At 60.9% G+C, this 17,612-nt stretch carries 16 protein-coding genes; 8 read left to right on the top strand and 8 right to left on the bottom strand.

Annotated elements, in window-relative coordinates; genetic code table 11:
* Nucleotides 1–64 precede the first annotated feature (64 nt).
* Nucleotides 65–1,054 (bottom strand): phosphate ABC transporter substrate-binding protein PstS, encoded by a 990-nt coding sequence (locus tag AAEZ06_RS15620; RefSeq protein WP_133100714.1) that lies wholly within the window; start codon nucleotides 1,052–1,054, stop codon nucleotides 65–67.
* 217 nt (nucleotides 1,055–1,271) lie between these two features.
* Nucleotides 1,272–2,561 carry an MFS transporter gene (locus AAEZ06_RS15615; RefSeq protein ID WP_149412546.1) on the bottom strand — a complete coding sequence of 430 codons (1,290 nt, stop codon included), beginning with the start codon at nucleotides 2,559–2,561 and terminating at the stop codon, nucleotides 1,272–1,274.
* A gap of 481 nt (nucleotides 2,562–3,042) precedes the next feature.
* Between AAEZ06_RS15615 and AAEZ06_RS15610 the strand changes: the two genes are divergently transcribed.
* Nucleotides 3,043–3,447 carry an acyl-CoA thioesterase gene (locus AAEZ06_RS15610; RefSeq protein ID WP_149412545.1) on the top strand — a complete coding sequence of 135 codons (405 nt, stop codon included), beginning with the start codon at nucleotides 3,043–3,045 and terminating at the stop codon, nucleotides 3,445–3,447.
* A 75-nt stretch (nucleotides 3,448–3,522) separates the two neighbouring features.
* Nucleotides 3,523–4,422, top strand: a complete 900-nt coding sequence (locus AAEZ06_RS15605; protein WP_149412544.1) for a D-hexose-6-phosphate mutarotase — start codon at nucleotides 3,523–3,525, stop codon at nucleotides 4,420–4,422.
* Nucleotides 4,423–4,429: 7 nt separating this feature from the next.
* Here AAEZ06_RS15605 and AAEZ06_RS15600 read toward each other — a convergent pair whose 3' ends face one another.
* The 5 genes from AAEZ06_RS15600 to AAEZ06_RS15580 all read right to left on the bottom strand — a co-directional run bounded on the left by AAEZ06_RS15600 (nucleotide 4,430) and on the right by AAEZ06_RS15580 (nucleotide 8,166).
* Nucleotides 4,430–4,966: a DUF3299 domain-containing protein gene (locus AAEZ06_RS15600; protein WP_149412543.1), complete on the bottom strand. Its 537-nt coding sequence runs from the start codon at nucleotides 4,964–4,966 to the stop codon at nucleotides 4,430–4,432.
* A gap of 86 nt (nucleotides 4,967–5,052) precedes the next feature.
* The gene (locus AAEZ06_RS15595) at nucleotides 5,053–5,298 is read right to left on the bottom strand and encodes a GlsB/YeaQ/YmgE family stress response membrane protein (protein WP_149412542.1); all 246 of its coding nucleotides are present in this window, start codon (nucleotides 5,296–5,298) and stop codon (nucleotides 5,053–5,055) included.
* A gap of 99 nt (nucleotides 5,299–5,397) precedes the next feature.
* Nucleotides 5,398–6,483 (bottom strand): 5-(carboxyamino)imidazole ribonucleotide synthase, encoded by a 1,086-nt coding sequence (locus tag AAEZ06_RS15590; protein WP_149412541.1) that lies wholly within the window; start codon nucleotides 6,481–6,483, stop codon nucleotides 5,398–5,400.
* A 12-nt stretch (nucleotides 6,484–6,495) separates the two neighbouring features.
* Nucleotides 6,496–6,987 (bottom strand): 5-(carboxyamino)imidazole ribonucleotide mutase, encoded by a 492-nt coding sequence (purE, locus tag AAEZ06_RS15585; RefSeq protein ID WP_149412540.1) that lies wholly within the window; start codon nucleotides 6,985–6,987, stop codon nucleotides 6,496–6,498.
* Between the two features lie 255 nt (nucleotides 6,988–7,242).
* Nucleotides 7,243–8,166, bottom strand: a complete 924-nt coding sequence (locus AAEZ06_RS15580) for a LysR substrate-binding domain-containing protein (protein ID WP_149412539.1) — start codon at nucleotides 8,164–8,166, stop codon at nucleotides 7,243–7,245.
* Nucleotides 8,167–8,347: 181 nt separating this feature from the next.
* Between AAEZ06_RS15580 and aspA the strand changes: the two genes are divergently transcribed.
* From aspA to AAEZ06_RS15550, 6 genes are all read left to right on the top strand, one after another.
* On the top strand, nucleotides 8,348–9,772 hold the full coding sequence (gene aspA / locus AAEZ06_RS15575; protein WP_133100705.1) for an aspartate ammonia-lyase: 1,425 nt from the start codon (nucleotides 8,348–8,350) through the stop codon (nucleotides 9,770–9,772).
* A gap of 333 nt (nucleotides 9,773–10,105) precedes the next feature.
* Nucleotides 10,106–11,557, top strand: coding sequence for an alanine/glycine:cation symporter family protein (locus AAEZ06_RS15570; RefSeq protein WP_149412593.1), 1,452 nt, complete (start codon nucleotides 10,106–10,108; stop codon nucleotides 11,555–11,557).
* 69 nt (nucleotides 11,558–11,626) lie between these two features.
* Nucleotides 11,627–12,613 carry an asparaginase gene (locus tag AAEZ06_RS15565; RefSeq protein ID WP_149412538.1) on the top strand — a complete coding sequence of 329 codons (987 nt, stop codon included), beginning with the start codon at nucleotides 11,627–11,629 and terminating at the stop codon, nucleotides 12,611–12,613.
* 61 nt (nucleotides 12,614–12,674) lie between these two features.
* Nucleotides 12,675–13,667: an AraC family transcriptional regulator gene (locus tag AAEZ06_RS15560; protein ID WP_149412537.1), complete on the top strand. Its 993-nt coding sequence runs from the start codon at nucleotides 12,675–12,677 to the stop codon at nucleotides 13,665–13,667.
* Nucleotides 13,668–13,823: 156 nt separating this feature from the next.
* Nucleotides 13,824–14,864: a histone deacetylase family protein gene (locus AAEZ06_RS15555; protein ID WP_149412536.1), complete on the top strand. Its 1,041-nt coding sequence runs from the start codon at nucleotides 13,824–13,826 to the stop codon at nucleotides 14,862–14,864.
* Nucleotides 14,861–15,952 (top strand): polyamine ABC transporter substrate-binding protein, encoded by a 1,092-nt coding sequence (locus tag AAEZ06_RS15550; protein WP_350615118.1) that lies wholly within the window; start codon nucleotides 14,861–14,863, stop codon nucleotides 15,950–15,952. Before AAEZ06_RS15555 ends, AAEZ06_RS15550 begins: the two co-directional genes overlap by 4 nt.
* 33 nt (nucleotides 15,953–15,985) lie before the next feature.
* Here AAEZ06_RS15550 and pdxR read toward each other — a convergent pair whose 3' ends face one another.
* Complete coding sequence (gene pdxR, locus AAEZ06_RS15545; RefSeq protein WP_149412534.1) at nucleotides 15,986–17,539, bottom strand: MocR-like pyridoxine biosynthesis transcription factor PdxR; 1,554 nt, start codon at nucleotides 17,537–17,539, stop codon at nucleotides 15,986–15,988.
* Nucleotides 17,540–17,612 lie beyond the last annotated feature (73 nt).

Genomic DNA, 17,612 nt, shown 5'->3' with positions numbered 1-17,612 from the left:
TACAGACCCCGCCCGGGCCTTGAGCCGAGACATCGTCCAGGCTCAAGGCAGTTTTACTGGAGGCTTATTGGCCGCCTTCTGTCAGACCCAGGTCAGCCAGTGCCTTGGCGGCAACTTTGGCTGGCAGTGGGATATAGCCGTCTTTCACCACAACTTCCTGGCCCTGTTTGGACAGAACCAGCTTCACGAACTCAGCTTCCAGCGGGGCCAGAGGCTTGTTCGGGGCTTTGTTGACGTAAACGTAGAGGAAACGCGACAGCGGGTAGCTGCCGTTCAGGGCGTTTTCTTCGGTGTCTTCGACAAACTTATCGCTGCCTTTCTTGGCCAGGGCCACGGTCTTCACGCTGGCGGTCTTGTAGCCGATGCCCGAGTAACCGATGCCGTTCAGCGAAGAGCTGATGGACTGCACGACCGAAGCCGAGCCTGGTTGTTCGTTGACGTTTGGCTTGTAGTCACCTTTACACAGGGCTTCTTCCTTGAAGTAGCCGTAGGTGCCGGATACCGAGTTACGACCGAACAGTTGCACTGGCTTGTTGGCCAGGTCACCGGTCACGCCCAGGTCGCCCCAGGTTTTAACGTCAGCTTTGGCGCCGCACAGACGAGTCGCGGAGAAGACTGCGTCGACTTGCTCCATGGTCAGGTGCTGGATCGGGTTGTCCTTGTGCACGAACACAGCCAGGGCATCCACAGCCACCGGGATAGCGGTTGGCTTGTAACCGTGCTTCTGTTCGAAGGCCTGCAGCTCGTTGTCCTTCATCTTGCGGCTCATCGGGCCCAGGTTAGCGGTGCCTTCAGTCAGCGCCGGTGGCGCTGTGGACGACCCAGCGGCTTGAATCTGGATGTTGACGTTCGGGTATTCCTTTTTATAGGACTCGGCCCACAGGGTCATCAGGTTAGCCAGGGTATCGGAACCAACGCTGGACAAGTTGCCCGACACACCAGTGGTCTTGGTGTAGGACTTGATTGCAGGGTCAACACCAGCGGCCACCGCGTGGGCAGTCGCAACGCCAGCAGCGACAAAAGTCATTGCCGCCATCAAACGCTTCAGTTTCATGCCTTACTCCTAGCAGATAGGGATAGTTGGATCGGGGCCAAGTATCGGCAGGCCGTGTGAACACTCTATGTCTGTAATGTGACAATTAGATGAAAGGCCAGTATTGGACGCAAAAACTGATAGGGAAGGACGAGGCGGCTGGCTTTGGGGCTGCTGCGCAGCCCAACGGGGGCAAGCCCCCTCGCCACAGGGTTATGTAGCAGCCTTCAAGGGATGTTTAGCGCCCTTTTTTCCACAGGTATCCACCCACCAACATCCCCATCACACAAATGACGGCGACGTAGTAAGCCGGGCCCATCGGGCTTTCCTTCATCAGCAACGACACCGCCAACGGCGTCAGGCCGCCAAATACTGCATAGGCCACATTGTAGGAGAACGACAAACCGCTGAAGCGCACCACCGGCGGGAAGGCCTTGACCATCACGTAAGGCACCACGCCGACCACGCCGACAAACAGGCCGGTCAGGGTGTACAGCGGGAACAGCCAGTCCGGGTGATTAAGCAGGCTGTGGTAGAGGGTCCAGGACGTTGCCAGCAACAGTGCGCAACCGGCGATCAGCACGCGGCCGGCACCAAAACGGTCCGCCAGAGCGCCAGAGAGGATACAGCCCAGGCTCAGGGTGACGATCGCCAGGCTGTTGGCTTGCAGCGATACGGTCGGGCTGAAGTGGTAGATGGTCTGCAGCACGGTTGGCGTCATCAGGATCACCACGACGATGCCGGCGGACAGCAGCCAGGTCAGCAGCATCGACAGCACGATAGCGCCACGGTGGTCACGCAACACGGCGCGCAACGGTAATTCAGCCGCCAATGTCTTGCGTTGCTGCATTTCGGCGAAGATCGGTGTTTCGTGCAGCCAGCGACGCAGGTACACCGAGAACAGGCCGAACACACCGCCCAGCAGGAACGGGATCCGCCAGGCGTAATCGGAGACTTGCTCCGGGGTGTAGAGGGTGTTGATCGCGGTGGCCACCAGGGAGCCCAAGAGGATGCCGGCGGTCAGGCCACTGGTCAGGGTGCCGCAGGCATAACCGATATGCCGTGGCGGGACGTGTTCGGAGACGAACACCCACGCACCCGGCACTTCACCGCCAATCGCCGCGCCCTGGATGACTCGCATCAGCAGCAACAGAACGGGGGCCCACAGGCCGATCTGCGCATAGGTCGGCAGCAGGCCCATGATCAGAGTGGGTACGGCCATCATGAAAATGCTCAGGGTGAACATCTTCTTGCGACCCAGCAGGTCGCCGAAGTGGGCCATGATGATGCCGCCCAACGGCCGCGCCAGGTAACCGGCGGCGAAGATGCCGAAGGTCTGCATCAGGCGCAGCCATTCGGGCATGTCTGGCGGGAAAAACAGTTTCCCGACCACGGTGGCGAAAAACACGAAGATGATGAAGTCGTAAAACTCCAGCGCCCCGCCCAAGGCAGACAGCGACAGGGTTTTGTAGTCGTTGCGGGTCAGCGGGCGCGACGTTGGCGCACTGCTTGCGGGCACGGAGGACATGGCAAGGCTTCTCTTATTAGTCAGAACGGCAAGCCCGGTAACGCTGGCTGAGCCAGGGCGGGTTCGGCAAGATAGCAAATCGCTTGAAAAAGCACAGCGCTGACCCGTTCAACCATTCAAATGTCCGAAATAATCCCGCGCCGGTGTCGTTTTCGCCGGTGGCAGGAAAAGAGTACGAGCACAGTTGCCGTAAAAAGCCCCATTACAGCTGCTATTTGCCGACCAAATGAGCCCCTGGAGGTCGTCGTGGCGACAACGTGTCGATATACTCGGCCCTTGCAAGCGCGCAACCCGCATCCTTGAGGGGCTGCTGTGCCAAAACGCTGTTGGGTGCCCCCAGCCGGTTTGGCAGAGTTTCCCTTTAGTACGCCTTACGAGAAACGTATCGAACGGAGTATGTTTGTGCTGAAACGTTTTTCCAACAGTCGGCTATCCACTTGAAACACCCATAAAAGCGTCACGGGTCAGAGGCACCCCCGGCATGATCGAACTCGAACAAGAAGATCCTATCCCGCAAGGCGATCTCGCTTTGCAAATCACCGCCCTGCCGCGTGAAACCAACGGTTTCGGCGATATCTTCGGCGGTTGGCTGGTAGCCCAAATGGACCTGGCCGGCACGGCAATGGCCAGCAAGATCGCCGGCGGACGCGTGGCGACCGTGGCAATTGATCGCATGGCTTTCCTGGTCCCGGTGGCGGTCGGCGCGCAGCTGTCCTTCTACACCCAGGCCCTGGAAATCGGCCGCAGCTCGATCAAGATGATGGTCGAAGTGTGGAGCGATGACCCGCTCTCCAGCGAATGGCGCAAGGTCACCGAGGCGGTATTTGTGTTTGTTGCCATTGATGGCAGCGGCCGCACTCGGTCGGTTCCGTCGCGGGCGCGTTAAACATCGCTGCGTTTTGACGGTCAATTGCCCATTGCCTGTCCTTGCCCAATCGCCTTTCATTGAGAGTGTGCGCCTATGTCTATGCCCGACGTTGAAACCGTGAAACTGGATGAGCTCAATTGTTGGCGCATACGCCACGACGGCACTGAATTGTTGGTAGCCCAACAAGGCGCGCACATCATCAGCTACCAGCGTCTGGGCGAGAAGCCGGTGATCTGGCCCAACGATGAAGCAGTATTCAAGACAGGCAAAGGCATCCGTACCGGCGTGCCGGTGTGCTGGCCGTGGTTCGGCATCTTCGACCGTAACCCGCAAAGCGTGCAGGCCATGCGTCACAGCAACGAGCCCGCAGGGGCTCACGGCTTCGTCCGAGCGGTAGACTGGGAATTGGCAGGCATCGAAAGCGAAGGCGAGGCGCTACGAGTGGAATTCGTGCTGCCGGTGCCCGAGGGTGGTTTCCCTGGCTGGCCCCATCAGGTCGACCTGAAGATGAGCCTGCTGCTGGATGATCAACTGCATATCCGCCTGACCAGCCATAACCGTGGCACCGACAGCGTGACCATCAGCCAGGCGTTGCACAGTTACTTCGCCGTCAGCGATGTGCGCAATGTGCAGGTCAAAGGCCTCGACGGCCTGGACTACATCGACACCACAAATGATTGGAACACCGCGAAACAGTCAGGCCTGCTGCACTTTACCGGCGAAACCGACCGCATCTACCTCGACACACCCGCGCAGTTGAATATTGTCGACCCAGACTGGCAGCGTCGCATCCAGCTGACCAGCACCGGCTCGCGCTCAACGGTGATCTGGAACCCGTGGACCGAACGGGCCAAGGCCTTCAGCGACATGGCCGACGACGGCTGGCAGCGCATGCTGTGCATCGAGACGGCGAATGTGATGGACGACGTGGCGACCTTGGCACCAGGTGAGAGCCATACCTTGGGTGTGAGCATCACCAGTATCGCCTTGTAAATCGCGCCTACAAGTCCGACTCCTTGACCACCCGCACCTTCCCTGCATCCAGCGCATAAGCCGCATCAGCCAAGTCATTGTTGACCGTCTCCACCTTCAACGTGCCGGTCACCCACAGCGGTGTATAGATGTCATCGAGCGTCAATCCCTTGGGATAACGCACCAGCACCAATTGGTTGGGCGGTGGCGGCGGTACGTGAATGCACGCGCCTGGGTACGGCACCAGGAAGAACAGCGTGCTGCGACCCTTGGCGTCGGTTTCCAGCGGCACCGGATAACCGCCGATGCGGATATTCTTGCCGTTCATCGCGGCCACGGTCTTGGTGGAATACATCACCGCCGGTAAACCCTTGCTCTGCTTCAAGCCACCCTTGTCGGTAAAGGTGCCATTGGCTTCGGGGGAGTCGTGGTCAATATCCGGCATTTGTTCGAGGGCTTTCTGGTCCGACTTGGGCATCAGTTCCAGCCAGTCGGTTTCCGGCAGCTCGCCAGCATGGGCCAGGCCAGTGCCCAGTAAAAGAACAGTCAACAGAAGACGGCGCATGGAGGGGCTCGGCAAAAGAAAGGACGAAAGTCGCCGGGCATTCTAGCCCTCTGCGCCTGCGCAGCGCAGAGGGCATGGTCGCTGAATTACTTCTTTTTCAGCAGACCGTAGATCACCAGCAGCACGACGGCACCTATCAGCGCACCGAAGAAGCCGGCGCCCTGGCCAGCCTGGTAGATACCCAGCGCCTGGCCACCGTAGGTAGCAATCAGGGAGCCGGCGATACCCAGCAGGATGGTCATGATCCAGCCCATGCTGTCGTCGCCTGGTTTCAGGAAACGTGCCAGCAGGCCGACAATCAAACCGATAAAAATGGTTCCAATAATACCCATGGCATTTCCCTCTGAATGAATTTAGCTAGAGCCTAGTCAGACTTTGGCATCCTGCAATCAGAGGATGGCGGATACCAATGGTTCCCGCCAACTCATGGCTTATTGTTCGGCGATCAGCGCCTCGACCTTGAGGATCTGCTGCTCCAGGGTCGCGCGATCCGCGCAACGCAGGTTGGCATGACCGACCTTGCGCCCGACCTTGAACGCCTTGCCGTAGTGGTGCAGATGGCAGTCATCAATGGCGATGACCTTGTCCACAGGCGGGACAACACCGATAAAGTTGAGCATTGCGCTCTCGCCGACCTTGGCCGTCGAGCCCAAAGGGAAGCCCGCTACCGCCCGCAGGTGGTTTTCGAACTGGCTGCACTCGGCGCCTTCGGTGGTCCAGTGCCCGGAGTTGTGCACCCGCGGGGCGATTTCGTTGGCCTTGAGGCCGCCGTCGACTTCAAAGAACTCGAACGCCATCACGCCGACGTAATCCAGCTGCTTCAACACTCGGCTGGAATAGTCTTCGGCCAGGGATTGCAGCGGGTGGTCGGTGCTGACCACAGACAGCTTGAGGATGCCGCTGTCGTGGGTGTTGTGCACCAGCGGGTAGAAGCGGGTTTCGCCATCGCGAGCACGCACGGCGATCAGCGAGACTTCACCGGTGAACGGTACGAAGCCTTCCAGCAGACAGGCGACGCTGCCCAGCTCGGCAAAGGTGCCGACCACATCGGCGGCGGTGCGCAGGACTTTCTGACCCTTGCCGTCATAACCCAGGGTGCGGGTTTTCAGCACGGCGGGCAGGCCGATGGCAGCGACGGCGGCGTCCAAATCCACCTGGGACTGGATGTCGGCGAATGCCGGTGTCGGGATGCCGAGGTCCTTGAACATGCTCTTTTCGAACCAGCGGTCGCGAGCGATGCGCAAGGCTTCGGCGCTCGGGTACACCGGGACGAACTGCGACAGGAAGGCCACGGTTTCGGCTGGGACGCTTTCGAACTCGAAGGTCACCAGGTCGACTTCTTCGGCCAATTGACGCAGGTGATCCGGGTCGCTGTAGTCAGCCCGAAGGTGTTCACCCAGGGCAGCCGCGCAAGCGTCCGGCGCAGGATCAAGGAAAGCGAAGTTCATCCCCAGCGGAGTTCCCGCCAAGGCCAGCATGCGGCCCAGTTGGCCGCCACCGATTACACCGATTTTCATCAATCAACAACCTCAGGCGATGCGTGGGTCTGGATTGTCCAGGACGTTGTCTGTCTGCTCAGCGCGGAATTTTTTCAGTGCCACGTGAAACTGCGGGTGCTTGGCGCCCAGGATGCTGGCGGACAGCAAGGCTGCGTTGATCGCACCAGCCTTGCCGATCGCAAGCGTTGCCACCGGAATACCGGCCGGCATCTGCACGATGGACAACAGCGAGTCCACGCCCGAGAGCATCGACGACTGCACCGGCACGCCGAGTACAGGCAGATGGGTCTTGGCCGCGCACATGCCCGGCAGGTGAGCTGCGCCACCGGCACCGGCGATGATCACCTCGATGCCACGGGATTCTGCTTCATCGGCATACTGGAACAGCAAATCTGGCGTGCGGTGGGCGGAGACCACCTTCACTTCATAAGGAATGCCGAGCTTTTCCAGCATATCGGCGGTGTGGCTAAGGGTGGACCAATCGGACTTGGAGCCCATGATCACGCCAACCAATGCACTCATCGTCGTGCCTCTTCTCTCTGGGCGCCCGCAGGCGCGTCAAAAAACAAACAAGCCACGCGGGAAATCCGGCGTGGCTTGTTGTACGAATTAGGGCCGGTTGGACCGGCCGAAGGCCGCGCAGTATACCGTAATACTGTAGATAAACAGCCCCTTGGACGACCATCTGTCTTACACCCTGAATCGGTGGTTTTATTGACTCCAAGGTCAGCGAAAACACCGTAAATCAGTGTGGGCGCTGGCAAGCCAGCGCCCACATCAACCGAGTTCCGCCGGGGAGCTCTGCGCCACGCCACCTTCCAACTTGCGCCACAACAACCGCACATTGGCCTTGCGCACCAGCGCACAGCGGTACACGCGAATCTCCAGCGGCACATGCCATTGCGGACCGCCACAGACTACCAACTCCCCCCGAGCCAGTTCGGCGCGCACGCTCAAGCGCGGCACCCAGGCGATGCCCAGGCCTTCCAGGGCCATGCTTTTAAGGCTGTCGGCCATGGCGGTTTCATAAATGGTGGTGAAGCGCAGCGCGCGCTGGCGCAGTAGCAAATTCACCGAGCGCCCGAGAAACGCCCCCGCGCTGTAGGCCAGCAGCGGCACGCTGCCTTCGCCTTCCAGGTCGAACAGCGGCTTGCCGTCAGCATCAGCGGCGCATACGGGGAGCATTTCGGTGTTGCCCAGGTGCAGCGACGGGAAGATTTCAGCATCCATCTGCATCGCCGCGTCCGGGTCGTAGAACGCCAGCATCAAATCGCATCCGCCCTCACGCAGTGCATGTACGGCGTCGCCAACGTTGGTGGCCACCAGCCGCGTCGCGATGTTCAAGCCTTCGTTGCGCAACTGGGCGATCCAGCGCGGAAAGAAGCCCAGCGCCAGTGAGTGCGCCGCCGCCACTTGCATGACTTCGCCCTGCCCGCCTTCCAGGTGATGCAGGTGACGCAGCACTTCACCCAGCTGTTCGACCACGGTACGCGCCGTCACCAGAAACAACTGCCCCGCCGCTGTCAGCTCAACCGGCGTGCGCGAGCGATTGACCAACGTCAGCCCCAGCGCTGCCTCCAGGCTGCGAATGCGTCGACTGAACGCCGGCTGGGTGACGAAGCGACGCTCTGCCGCCTGGGAGAAGCTGTGGGTGGCGGCCAGGGCGCTAAAGTCTTCCAGCCATTTGCTTTCCAGATTCATCTCGTCCTCCCCGGACACGCACCATTTTGGCTCACACGTTCGACATGATAGCCGGGTCACACCGACATTATGCCGTTTATGCATAGGCCAGTGCTTAATAGCATTGGCCCAAAATCTTCTGCAAGCCTAGCATTCACAGCGTTCCGGCCTAGCCCGGGTCCATATTGAGATGATTTCCGTCATGTCCTCCGCTGCATCATTCCGTACCGAAAAAGACCTGCTTGGCGTACTCGAAGTACCTGCTCAAGCGTATTACGGCATCCAGACCCTGCGAGCAGTGAATAACTTCCGTCTCTCTGGCGTTCCGATTTCGCATTACCCCAAATTGGTGGTCGGTCTGGCGATGGTCAAACAGGCCGCCGCTGACGCCAACCGCGAGTTGGGCCAGCTCAGCGAAGCCAAGCACGCTGCCATCAGCGAAGCCTGTGCCCGCCTGATCCGCGGCGATTTCCACGAAGAGTTCGTGGTGGACATGATTCAAGGCGGCGCTGGCACTTCAACCAACATGAATGCCAACGAAGTCATCGCCAACATCGCGCTGGAGGCCATGGGCCACAGCAAGGGCGAATACCAATACCTGCACCCCAATAACGACGTGAACATGGCGCAGTCGACCAACGACGCCTACCCGACCGCGATCCGCCTGGGTCTGCTGCTGGGCCACGACGCACTGTTGGCCAGCCTCGACAGCCTGATCCAGGCGTTCGCCGCCAAGGGCGTCGAGTTCAACCACGTCCTGAAGATGGGCCGCACCCAACTGCAAGACGCCGTGCCGATGACCCTCGGCCAGGAGTTCCGCGCCTTCGCCACCACCCTGGGTGAAGACCTGGCGCGCCTGAAAACCATGGCGCCGGAGCTGTTGACCGAAGTTAACCTGGGCGGCACCGCCATCGGTACCGGCATCAATGCCGACCCGCGTTACCAGGCCTTGGCCGTCCAGCGTCTGGCGACCATCAGCGGTCAACCGCTGGTACCGGCTGCCGACCTGATCGAAGCCACCTCCGACATGGGCGCCTTCGTACTGTTCTCCGGCATGCTCAAGCGTACTGCGGTGAAGCTGTCGAAGATCTGCAACGACCTGCGCCTGCTGTCCAGCGGCCCACGCACCGGGATCAACGAGATCAACCTGCCGGCGCGCCAGCCAGGCAGCTCGATCATGCCCGGCAAGGTCAACCCGGTAATCCCGGAAGCGGTCAACCAAGTGGCGTTCCAGATTATCGGCAACGACCTGGCGCTGACCATCGCGGCCGAAGGCGGCCAACTGCAACTGAACGTGATGGAGCCGCTGATCGCCTACAAGATCTTCGACTCGATCCGCCTGCTGCAACGGGCCATGGACATGCTGCGCGAGCACTGCATCGTCGGCATCACCGCCAACGAAGCCCGCTGCCGCGAGCTGGTGGAGCACTCCATCGGCCTGGTCACCGCGCTGAACCCGTACATCGGCTATGAAAACGCCACCCGCATCGCCCGCATCGCCCTTGAAAGCGGCCGCGGCGTGCTGGAACTGGTGCGTGAAGAAGGCTTGCTCGACGACGCCATGCTCGACGACATCCTGCGCCCGGAAAACATGATTGCCCCGCGCCTGGTGCCCTTGAAGGCCTAAGCGCTGCTGCACCGCTCACCAGGTTGAGGGACTAGACACCTCTCACCTTTTGAGGGCTTGGAGATTCATTCTCCAGGCCCTTTTTTTTGCCTGATGAAAGCGTGTAGCTGAAACCTTTAATCGCCCCGTGCAGACGTATAGCGCTCGCCTAGGTATAGTGCCGCCCCTCTTCGCGTCAGTGGTCGGCGGTAACGAGCCCCTGGGATGTGCGAAAGCCGCATGAATAACAACCCGCAAAAAGGATTGGGTCGAACCGTCGTGCACTGCCTGGTGCATTGCGGCGAATCGCGCCGTTCAGGGTTTGCCATTAGAAAAATCAGCGAGGAATACTCCATGCTTGAAGTCATCAACGACTTCCTCTCAGGGAAAGTACTGATCGTGCTCATTGTCGGGCTCGGTGGTTACTTCACGATCCGCTCGCGTTTCGTTCAACTGCGTCACTTTTTTCATATGTTTTCGGTGTTTGGCAACAGCCTGAAAAGCAGCGCTGGCCAACTCAGCTCGTTCCAGGCACTGATGCTCAGCCTCGCCGGCCGAGTGGGTGCCGGTAACATCGCCGGCGTCGGTATCGCCGTAACCTTGGGCGGCCCCGGCGCCGTGTTCTGGATGTGGGTCACCGCGCTGGTGGGCATGTCCTCAAGCTTTATCGAGTGCTCTCTCGGCCAGCTCTACAAGCGCTGCGATTCCGAGGGCCAATACCGTGGCGGCCCGGCCTATTACATCCAGCATGGCCTGCACAAGCGCTGGCTGGGGATGGTCATGGCGTTCCTGCTGCTGGTGACCTTCGGCTTTGCCTTCAACGGCCTGCAAGCCCATGCCGTGACCCACTCGCTGAACAACGCCTTTGGCCTCGATACCACTTACACAGGCCTGGGCCTGGCGGTGCTGCTGGGCCTGGTGTTCGTCGGTGGGATCAAGCGGATCGCCTCGATTGCCGACTTGCTGGTACCAATCAAGACCCTGGTCTACATCGCCGTGACCGTGTACGTGATTGTGCTGCAATTTGACCAGGTGCCGGCCATGCTGATGACTATCGTCAAGAGCGCCTTTGGCCTGGACCAGGCTTTTGGTGGCCTGGTGGGCAGCGCCATCATCATGGGTGTGAAACGCGGCGTGTTTGCCAACGAAGCCGGCCTTGGCAGTGCGCCCAACGTCGCCGCCGTGGCCTCGGTGGAACACCCGGTGGCTCAAGGCGTCGTGCAAGCGTTCAGCGTGTTCCTCGACACCTTCGTCATCTGCACCTGCACCGCGTTGCTGATCCTGCTCTCGGGTTTCTACACGCCGGGCTTTGAAGGTGACGGCATTGCCCTGACCCAGAACTCCCTGGCGGCGGTGGTCGGTGACTGGGGCCGGATGTTCATCTCGGTAGCCCTGGCGTTGTTTGTGTTCACCTCGATTCTGTACAACTACTACCTGGGCGAGAGCAACCTGCGCTTCTTGATCGGCGAAAACCGCAAGGCACTGATCGGCTATCGCGCCCTGGTGCTGGTGCTGATTTTCTGGGGTTCTATTGAAAACCTCAGCACGGTGTTTGCCTTCGCCGACATCACCATGACCATGCTGGCGTTCGTCAACCTGATCGCCCTGGCGCTGCTGTTCAAGATCGCCATGCGCATCCTGCGCGACTACGACGACCAACGCGCTGCGGGTATCAAGACCCCGGTATTTGATTCCAGCCAGTTCCCGGATCTGGACCTGGACTTGAACGCCTGGCCAGCCACCCCGCTGAAGCCTGCGCCAACGTCGCAGGCCAGCGCTGAACCGGTCGCCCAAGCGCAACGCTAAAGGTGACACGCCGCGTGGCCTTGGGCATGCTCTGGGCCACGCGGTGTACTCGTTCAGGAGATTTTTTCGATGCCCCCTTCACACAACGTCATGGTGCTCTACACCGGTGGCACCATCGGCATGCAGGCCAGCGCCAACGGCCTGGTCCCTGCCTCCGGTTTTGAAGCGCGGATGGCCGATTACCTCGCCAGCCAACCTCAACTCAAAGTGCCCGCCTGGCGCTTGCGGGAAATGTCGCCGCTAATCGACAGCGCCAACATGACCCCCGCCTACTGGCAGCGTTTGCGTATCGCCGTGATCGAAGCGGTGGATGAAGGCTACGATGCCGTGCTCATCCTGCACGGCACCGACACGCTGGCCTACAGCGCGGCCGCCATGAGCTTCCAACTGCTGGGCCTGCCGGCGTCGGTGCTGTTCACCGGTTCCATGTTGCCGGCCGGCGTGCCCGACAGCGATGCCTGGGAAAACGTCAGTGGTGCCCTGGTTGCCCTGGGCAACGGCCTGGCGCCGGGTGTTCAGCTGTACTTCCATGGCGAGCTTTTGGCCCCGACCCGCTGCGCGAAGATTCGCAGTTTTGGCCGGCATCCGTTTGCCACCTTGCAGCGCAACAGCGGCGTGGCCAAGGCCGATTCAATTCCCCAGGCCCTGAGTTATCGTCACGATAAAGCACTCGCCAGCGTCGGCGTGCTGCCCCTGGTGCCCGGCATTGACGCTGCGCAACTCGATGGCCTGATCAACAGCGGCATTCAAGCACTGGTGCTGGAATGTTTTGGCAGCGGCACCGGGCCCAGCGATAACCCTGAGTTTCTCGCCAGCCTCAAGCGGGCCCGGGATCAGGGCGTCGTGGTCGTGGCGATTACCCAATGCCATGAAGGCGGTGTGGAGCTGGATGTGTATGAGGCCGGCAGCCGCTTGCGTGGCGTTGGCGTGTTGTCGGGCGGCGGCATGACCCGTGAAGCAGCGTTCGGCAAGCTCAATGCATTGATCGGTGCCGGGCTTGCATCCGCCGAAATCCGCCGACTGGTGGAACTGGACCTGTGTGGCGAGCTGAACTGATCGTCAGCGGCTGCGGCATGTAACTTGCTCTCTTCCAGCCAACCATTGGCTGGAAGCCTCCATGCTTCACTCTCACCTCACCACCCTCAACGCTGTCTCACTGGTACTCAATACCTTCAAGGCCGAAGGCGTACCCAGCGAGGCGCTGCTGGCCGGCAGCGGTATCTGTGGCGCGGACTTGAGCCGTGCTGACACGCGCATCACCACCAATCAGGAGATGCGTGTCTGCGCCAATGCCGTGGCCCTACGCCGAGACATCGGCCTGGAACTGGGCCAGCGCATGCATGTGTCGTCCTACGGCATACTTGGCTATGCGCTACTGACCAGTGCCACCTTCGGTGACGCTTTGCGCCAGGCCCTGCGCTACCCGGCGCTGTTGGGAACACTTTTTGAGTTGCGCCTGGAGGAAGACGGCCAACGGATCTGGTTCACTGCCAGCGATTATCGGGAAAATCCGGCGCTGACTGAGTTCAATGTCGAGTTTTGCCTGGTCTCGCTGAAAGTCATCTGTGACGATCTGCTTGGCCAGCCCCTGCCCTTGCTCGGCGCCCGGTTCGAACACTGCGCCCCCGACTACAAGACGCGTTATGCCGAGAGCTTCGACTGCCCATTGCAGTTTGAAGCCACCGCCAATGCCTTCGCCTTCGACCGGCACTGGCTTGATCAGCCATTGCCCCTGGCCGATGCCATCACCCACCAGGCCATGGCCGAGCGCTGCCGCAAGCAAAACACCGAGTTCACCGGACGCCAGGCCTGGCTGGGGCGGGTGCGCCTGCTGCTCGGCGCACAATTAAACGCGGCACCGGGCATTGATGGATTGGCCGAGCAGATGAACTGTTCCCCCCGCACCTTGCGCCGCCATCTCCATGACCTGGGCTGCAGCTACCAGGAACTGCTGGACGAGCTACGCTTCGAGCGGGCCAAACAGTTGTTGGGAGCGGATGAACTGCCGATCTACCGGATCGCCGAGCAACTGGGTTTCAGCGAAACCGCCAGTTTCCGGCATGCCTTTATTCGCTGGAGCGGAGTCGCACCGAGTCAGTTTCGGCCTTGATGCGCCATGGGTGGGCGCGGCTGCTTCATTGAGGGGCGAATAACGGACACATACATTGGCCATATTGATCCCCTTTTGGCCGCCCCTGCCGTTCTCCAAAACCCGGCACGCCGCAACACTGCAAGGCACACCCGTGAGCCTTTGGAGAACAACAATATGCTGACGATCTACTCAGACGATCATCATCTGCACCACGGCCGTTGCGAGTTGATGGACGGGCAATTGATGCCCTGCTTCGAAATGCCCTCCCGGGCCGACCATGTACTGCAACGGGTCAAGGATCGCGACCTGGGCCCGGTGCGGGCGCCCCAGGACTTTGGCCTGGCACCGCTGCAACGCATCCACAGCCGCGACTACCTGGACTTCTTCAAAGGTGCCTGGCAACGCTGGACCGAATTTGGCCAGGACGGCGACCTGCTGCCCTACACTTGGCCTGCCCGCACCTTGCGCCGCGTGTTGCCCACTAGCCTGCATGGCCAGTTGGGTTATTACAGCTTCGACGGTGGCGCGCCGATCACCGCCGGCACCTGGCAAGCAGCCTACAGCGCCGCTCAAGTGGCGCTGACGGCTCAACAGGCCATCCAACAAGGCGCCCGTAGCGCCTTTGCCCTGTGCCGTCCACCGGGACACCACGCCGCCGGCGACTTGATGGGCGGCTATTGCTACCTCAACAACGCCGCCATCGCCGCTCAGGCATTTCTCGACCAAGGCCATAAAAAGGTCGCGATCCTCGATGTGGATTACCACCACGGCAACGGCACCCAATCGATTTTCTATGAGCGCAGCGACGTGCTGTTTACCTCGATCCACGGCCACCCGGAGGCGGAGTTTCCATTTTTCCTGGGCTATGGCGACGAAGTGGGCGAAGGGGCTGGCGAAGGCTTCAACTTCAACTATCCGCTGCCGGCAGGTTCAGGCTGGGACAGTTGGAGCGCGGCCCTGGAGCAGGCCTGCCAGGAGATCGACCGCTACGGCGCTGACATCATCGTGGTCTCCCTAGGCGTGGACACCTTCAAGGACGACCCCATTTCCCAGTTCAAGCTCGACAGCCCGGACTACCTGGCGATGGGCCGACGCATCGCCCAATTGGGCAAGCCGACGCTGTTCGTGATGGAAGGCGGCTACGCCGTGGAAGAAATCGGCATCAATGCCGTCAACGTACTCGAAGGTTTTGAACACGAGGGATCTGCACAATGAACACGCTCAAGTATCTGCTCCTGTGCGCTGCGCTCCTTGGGGGCACCGTCCAGGCCGAAGAGAAAACCCTGCGGGTTTACAACTGGTTCGACTACATCACCCCCAAGGCCCTGGAGGATTTCAAGGCGCAGAACCCTGCGATCAAGCTGGTCTACGACATCTTCGACACCAATGAAGCCCTGGAAGCCAAGCTTTTGACCGGCAACTCCGGCTATGACGTGGTGGTACCGTCCAATGTGTTCCTGGCCAAGCAGATCGAGGCCGGGGTGTTCCAGCCCCTGGACCGCGCCCAGTTACCCAACTGGAACCACCTCGATCCCAAGTTGATGAAGCTGATCGAAACCAACGATCCCGGTAACAAATTCGCCGTGCCCTACATGTACGGCACCATCCTCATCGGTTTCAACCCGGACAAGGTCAAGGCCGCGCTGGGAACCGACGCGCCGGTGGACAGCTGGGACCTGATCTTTAAGGAAGAGAACATCAGCAAGCTCAAGCAGTGCGGCGTCGCCCTGCTGGATTCGCCTTCGGAAATCTTGCCCCTGGCCTTGCAGCATCTGGGCCTGGACCCCAACAGCAGCAACCCCAAGGACTATGTCAAGGCCGAAGCGCTGCTGATGAAAATCCGCCCCTACATCACCTACTTCCACTCCTCCAAGTACATGGCAGATATCGCCAACGGTGACATCTGCGTGGCGGTCGGCTACTCCGGCAGCTTCTCCCAGGCCGCCAACCGCGCCAAGGAGGCGAAGAACGGCGTGACCGTGGACATGCGCCTGCCCAAGGAAGGCGCGCCGATCTGGTTCGACATGCTCGCCATTCCCAAGGGCGCGAAAAACCCGCAGGACGCCTACACCTTCATCAACTACCTGCTGCAACCCCAGGTGATTGCTCCCGTCAGCGACTTCGTCGGCTACCCCAACCCCAACAAGGATGCCACCGAGTTGGTCGACCCGGCGATCCGCAACAACCCCAACCTGTACCCCACCGAGGCAGCAATGGCCACGCTGTACACCTTGAAACCCTTGGGCCGTGACGCCGAACGCGCCAGGACCCGCGTCTGGACCAAGATCAAATCCGGGACCTGAGCCACACACCCTCAAGGTTGAGCACTCGGTGCGTTATCGGACCTGCCACGCCCTGCGCAACCGCACCAGCGCAGCGGCGATGGCGGCCTCGGGCACAGCAGCAAAACCCAACACCAGCCCGGCGCGCTGATCAGGCGCAGTGCTGGAGTCGGGCAGCCAATAATTGCTCAAGCCATTGATCTCGACATCCACCGCGCGGGCCTGGTCCAGCAACTCATGCTCACGGGCCAGGCTGTCGACTCGTACCGTGAGGTGCAGCCCTGCCATGACGTTGGGCAGGCTGCCCACGCCTGGCACATCGACGGGCCAGCCGGCCAGCAAGGCGTTGCGCCGGCTCAGCGCGGCGCGACGCATGCGCCGGATGTGTCGCTGAAAATGCCCCGCCGCCATGAACTCGGCCATTACCGCCTGAGTGCTGACTTCCGAGTGCCGCACGTCCACGGCGCGGCGCTGGGCGAAGGCATTCACCAATCCCTGTGGAAGCACCAGGTAACCCAGGCGCAGCGCGGGAAAGGCGACTTTGCCGAAGGTACCGACGTAGAGCACTCGCCCGCTGCGGTCCAAGGCCGCCAACGGTGCCAGGGGCGCGCCGCTGTAGCGGTATTCGCCGTCATAGTCGTCCTCGACGATCCAGCCGCCGCTGCGCTCGGCCCAGGCCAGCAATTCCAGGCGCCGGGCCAGGCTCATGACCACGCCCATCGGGTACTGATGGGACGGTGTGACGTAGGCCAGGTGACAAGCACTGAGTGCATTCAATGCGGTGCAGTCGATGCCGTCACTGTCCACCGCCACGCCGTGGAGTTTCGCCCCGGCAATGGCGAAGGCGTGACCTGCCGCCCGATAGCCCGGATTTTCAATCGCCACCGTGTCCCCAGGCGCCACCAGCAGCTGTGCACAAAGGCTAATTGCCTGTTGCGCGCCGCTGGTGATCACTATTTGCTCAGCCGTGCATTGCATACCCCTGGAACTGCGCAGGTAGGCCGCTATCAGCCCACGCAGTCGCTCATCCCCCGCCGGGTCGCCATAACACAGTTGCTGCAGGTCTGGCTTGCGCCAGAAAGCCGCACTCAGCTTGGCCCATACGTCAAACGGGAACAGATCGAAGGCCGGTACGCCGACGCGAAAAGCCCGCGGCGGGCCGGTGGGTGGCAGGGGCAAATGGTTGTTTTCCAGCCGCCCCAACGCCGGGCTGTGGATAACTTCACTGGATGAAAATCCAGGTGAATTCGGTGCAATTGTGGATAAGGCTGGGGATAAGCCTGTTGATAACCCTGTGGATGGTTTTGTGGATAGTTTTTTGGCTGCCCCTGGGGTTTGCGGCAATTGAGCCACATAAGTCCCGTCGCCGACCCGCCCTTCGATAAAGCCTTCGGCGTAGAGCTGGTCGTAGGCGCGCACCACGCTGTTGCGGGAGATCGACAGCGCCATCGCCAGGTCGCGGCTGGCCGGTAGCCGGGTTCCGCTGACCAGCCGCCCATCCAGCACCCGCATTCGCAACACCTGGTAAAGCTGGTGCGTCAGGCCCTGGCGACGGTCCAGCTCAATGCCGGCGGGGTTGAACGACAGTGGGGGCTCTATCGGAGGCATAGCAGGCATTCCAGAAAATTGGACCTATCAAATTTACCAAAGATGGCTCTTACAACGAACCATTAGCCTGCCT

The organism is Pseudomonas sp. HY7a-MNA-CIBAN-0227 (genome assembly GCF_040310325.1).
Taxonomy (GTDB): Bacteria; Pseudomonadota; Gammaproteobacteria; order Pseudomonadales; family Pseudomonadaceae; genus Aquipseudomonas.
Note: the sequence above shows the minus strand (reverse complement) of the source record. Positions and strands in the feature narration are given on the sequence as shown.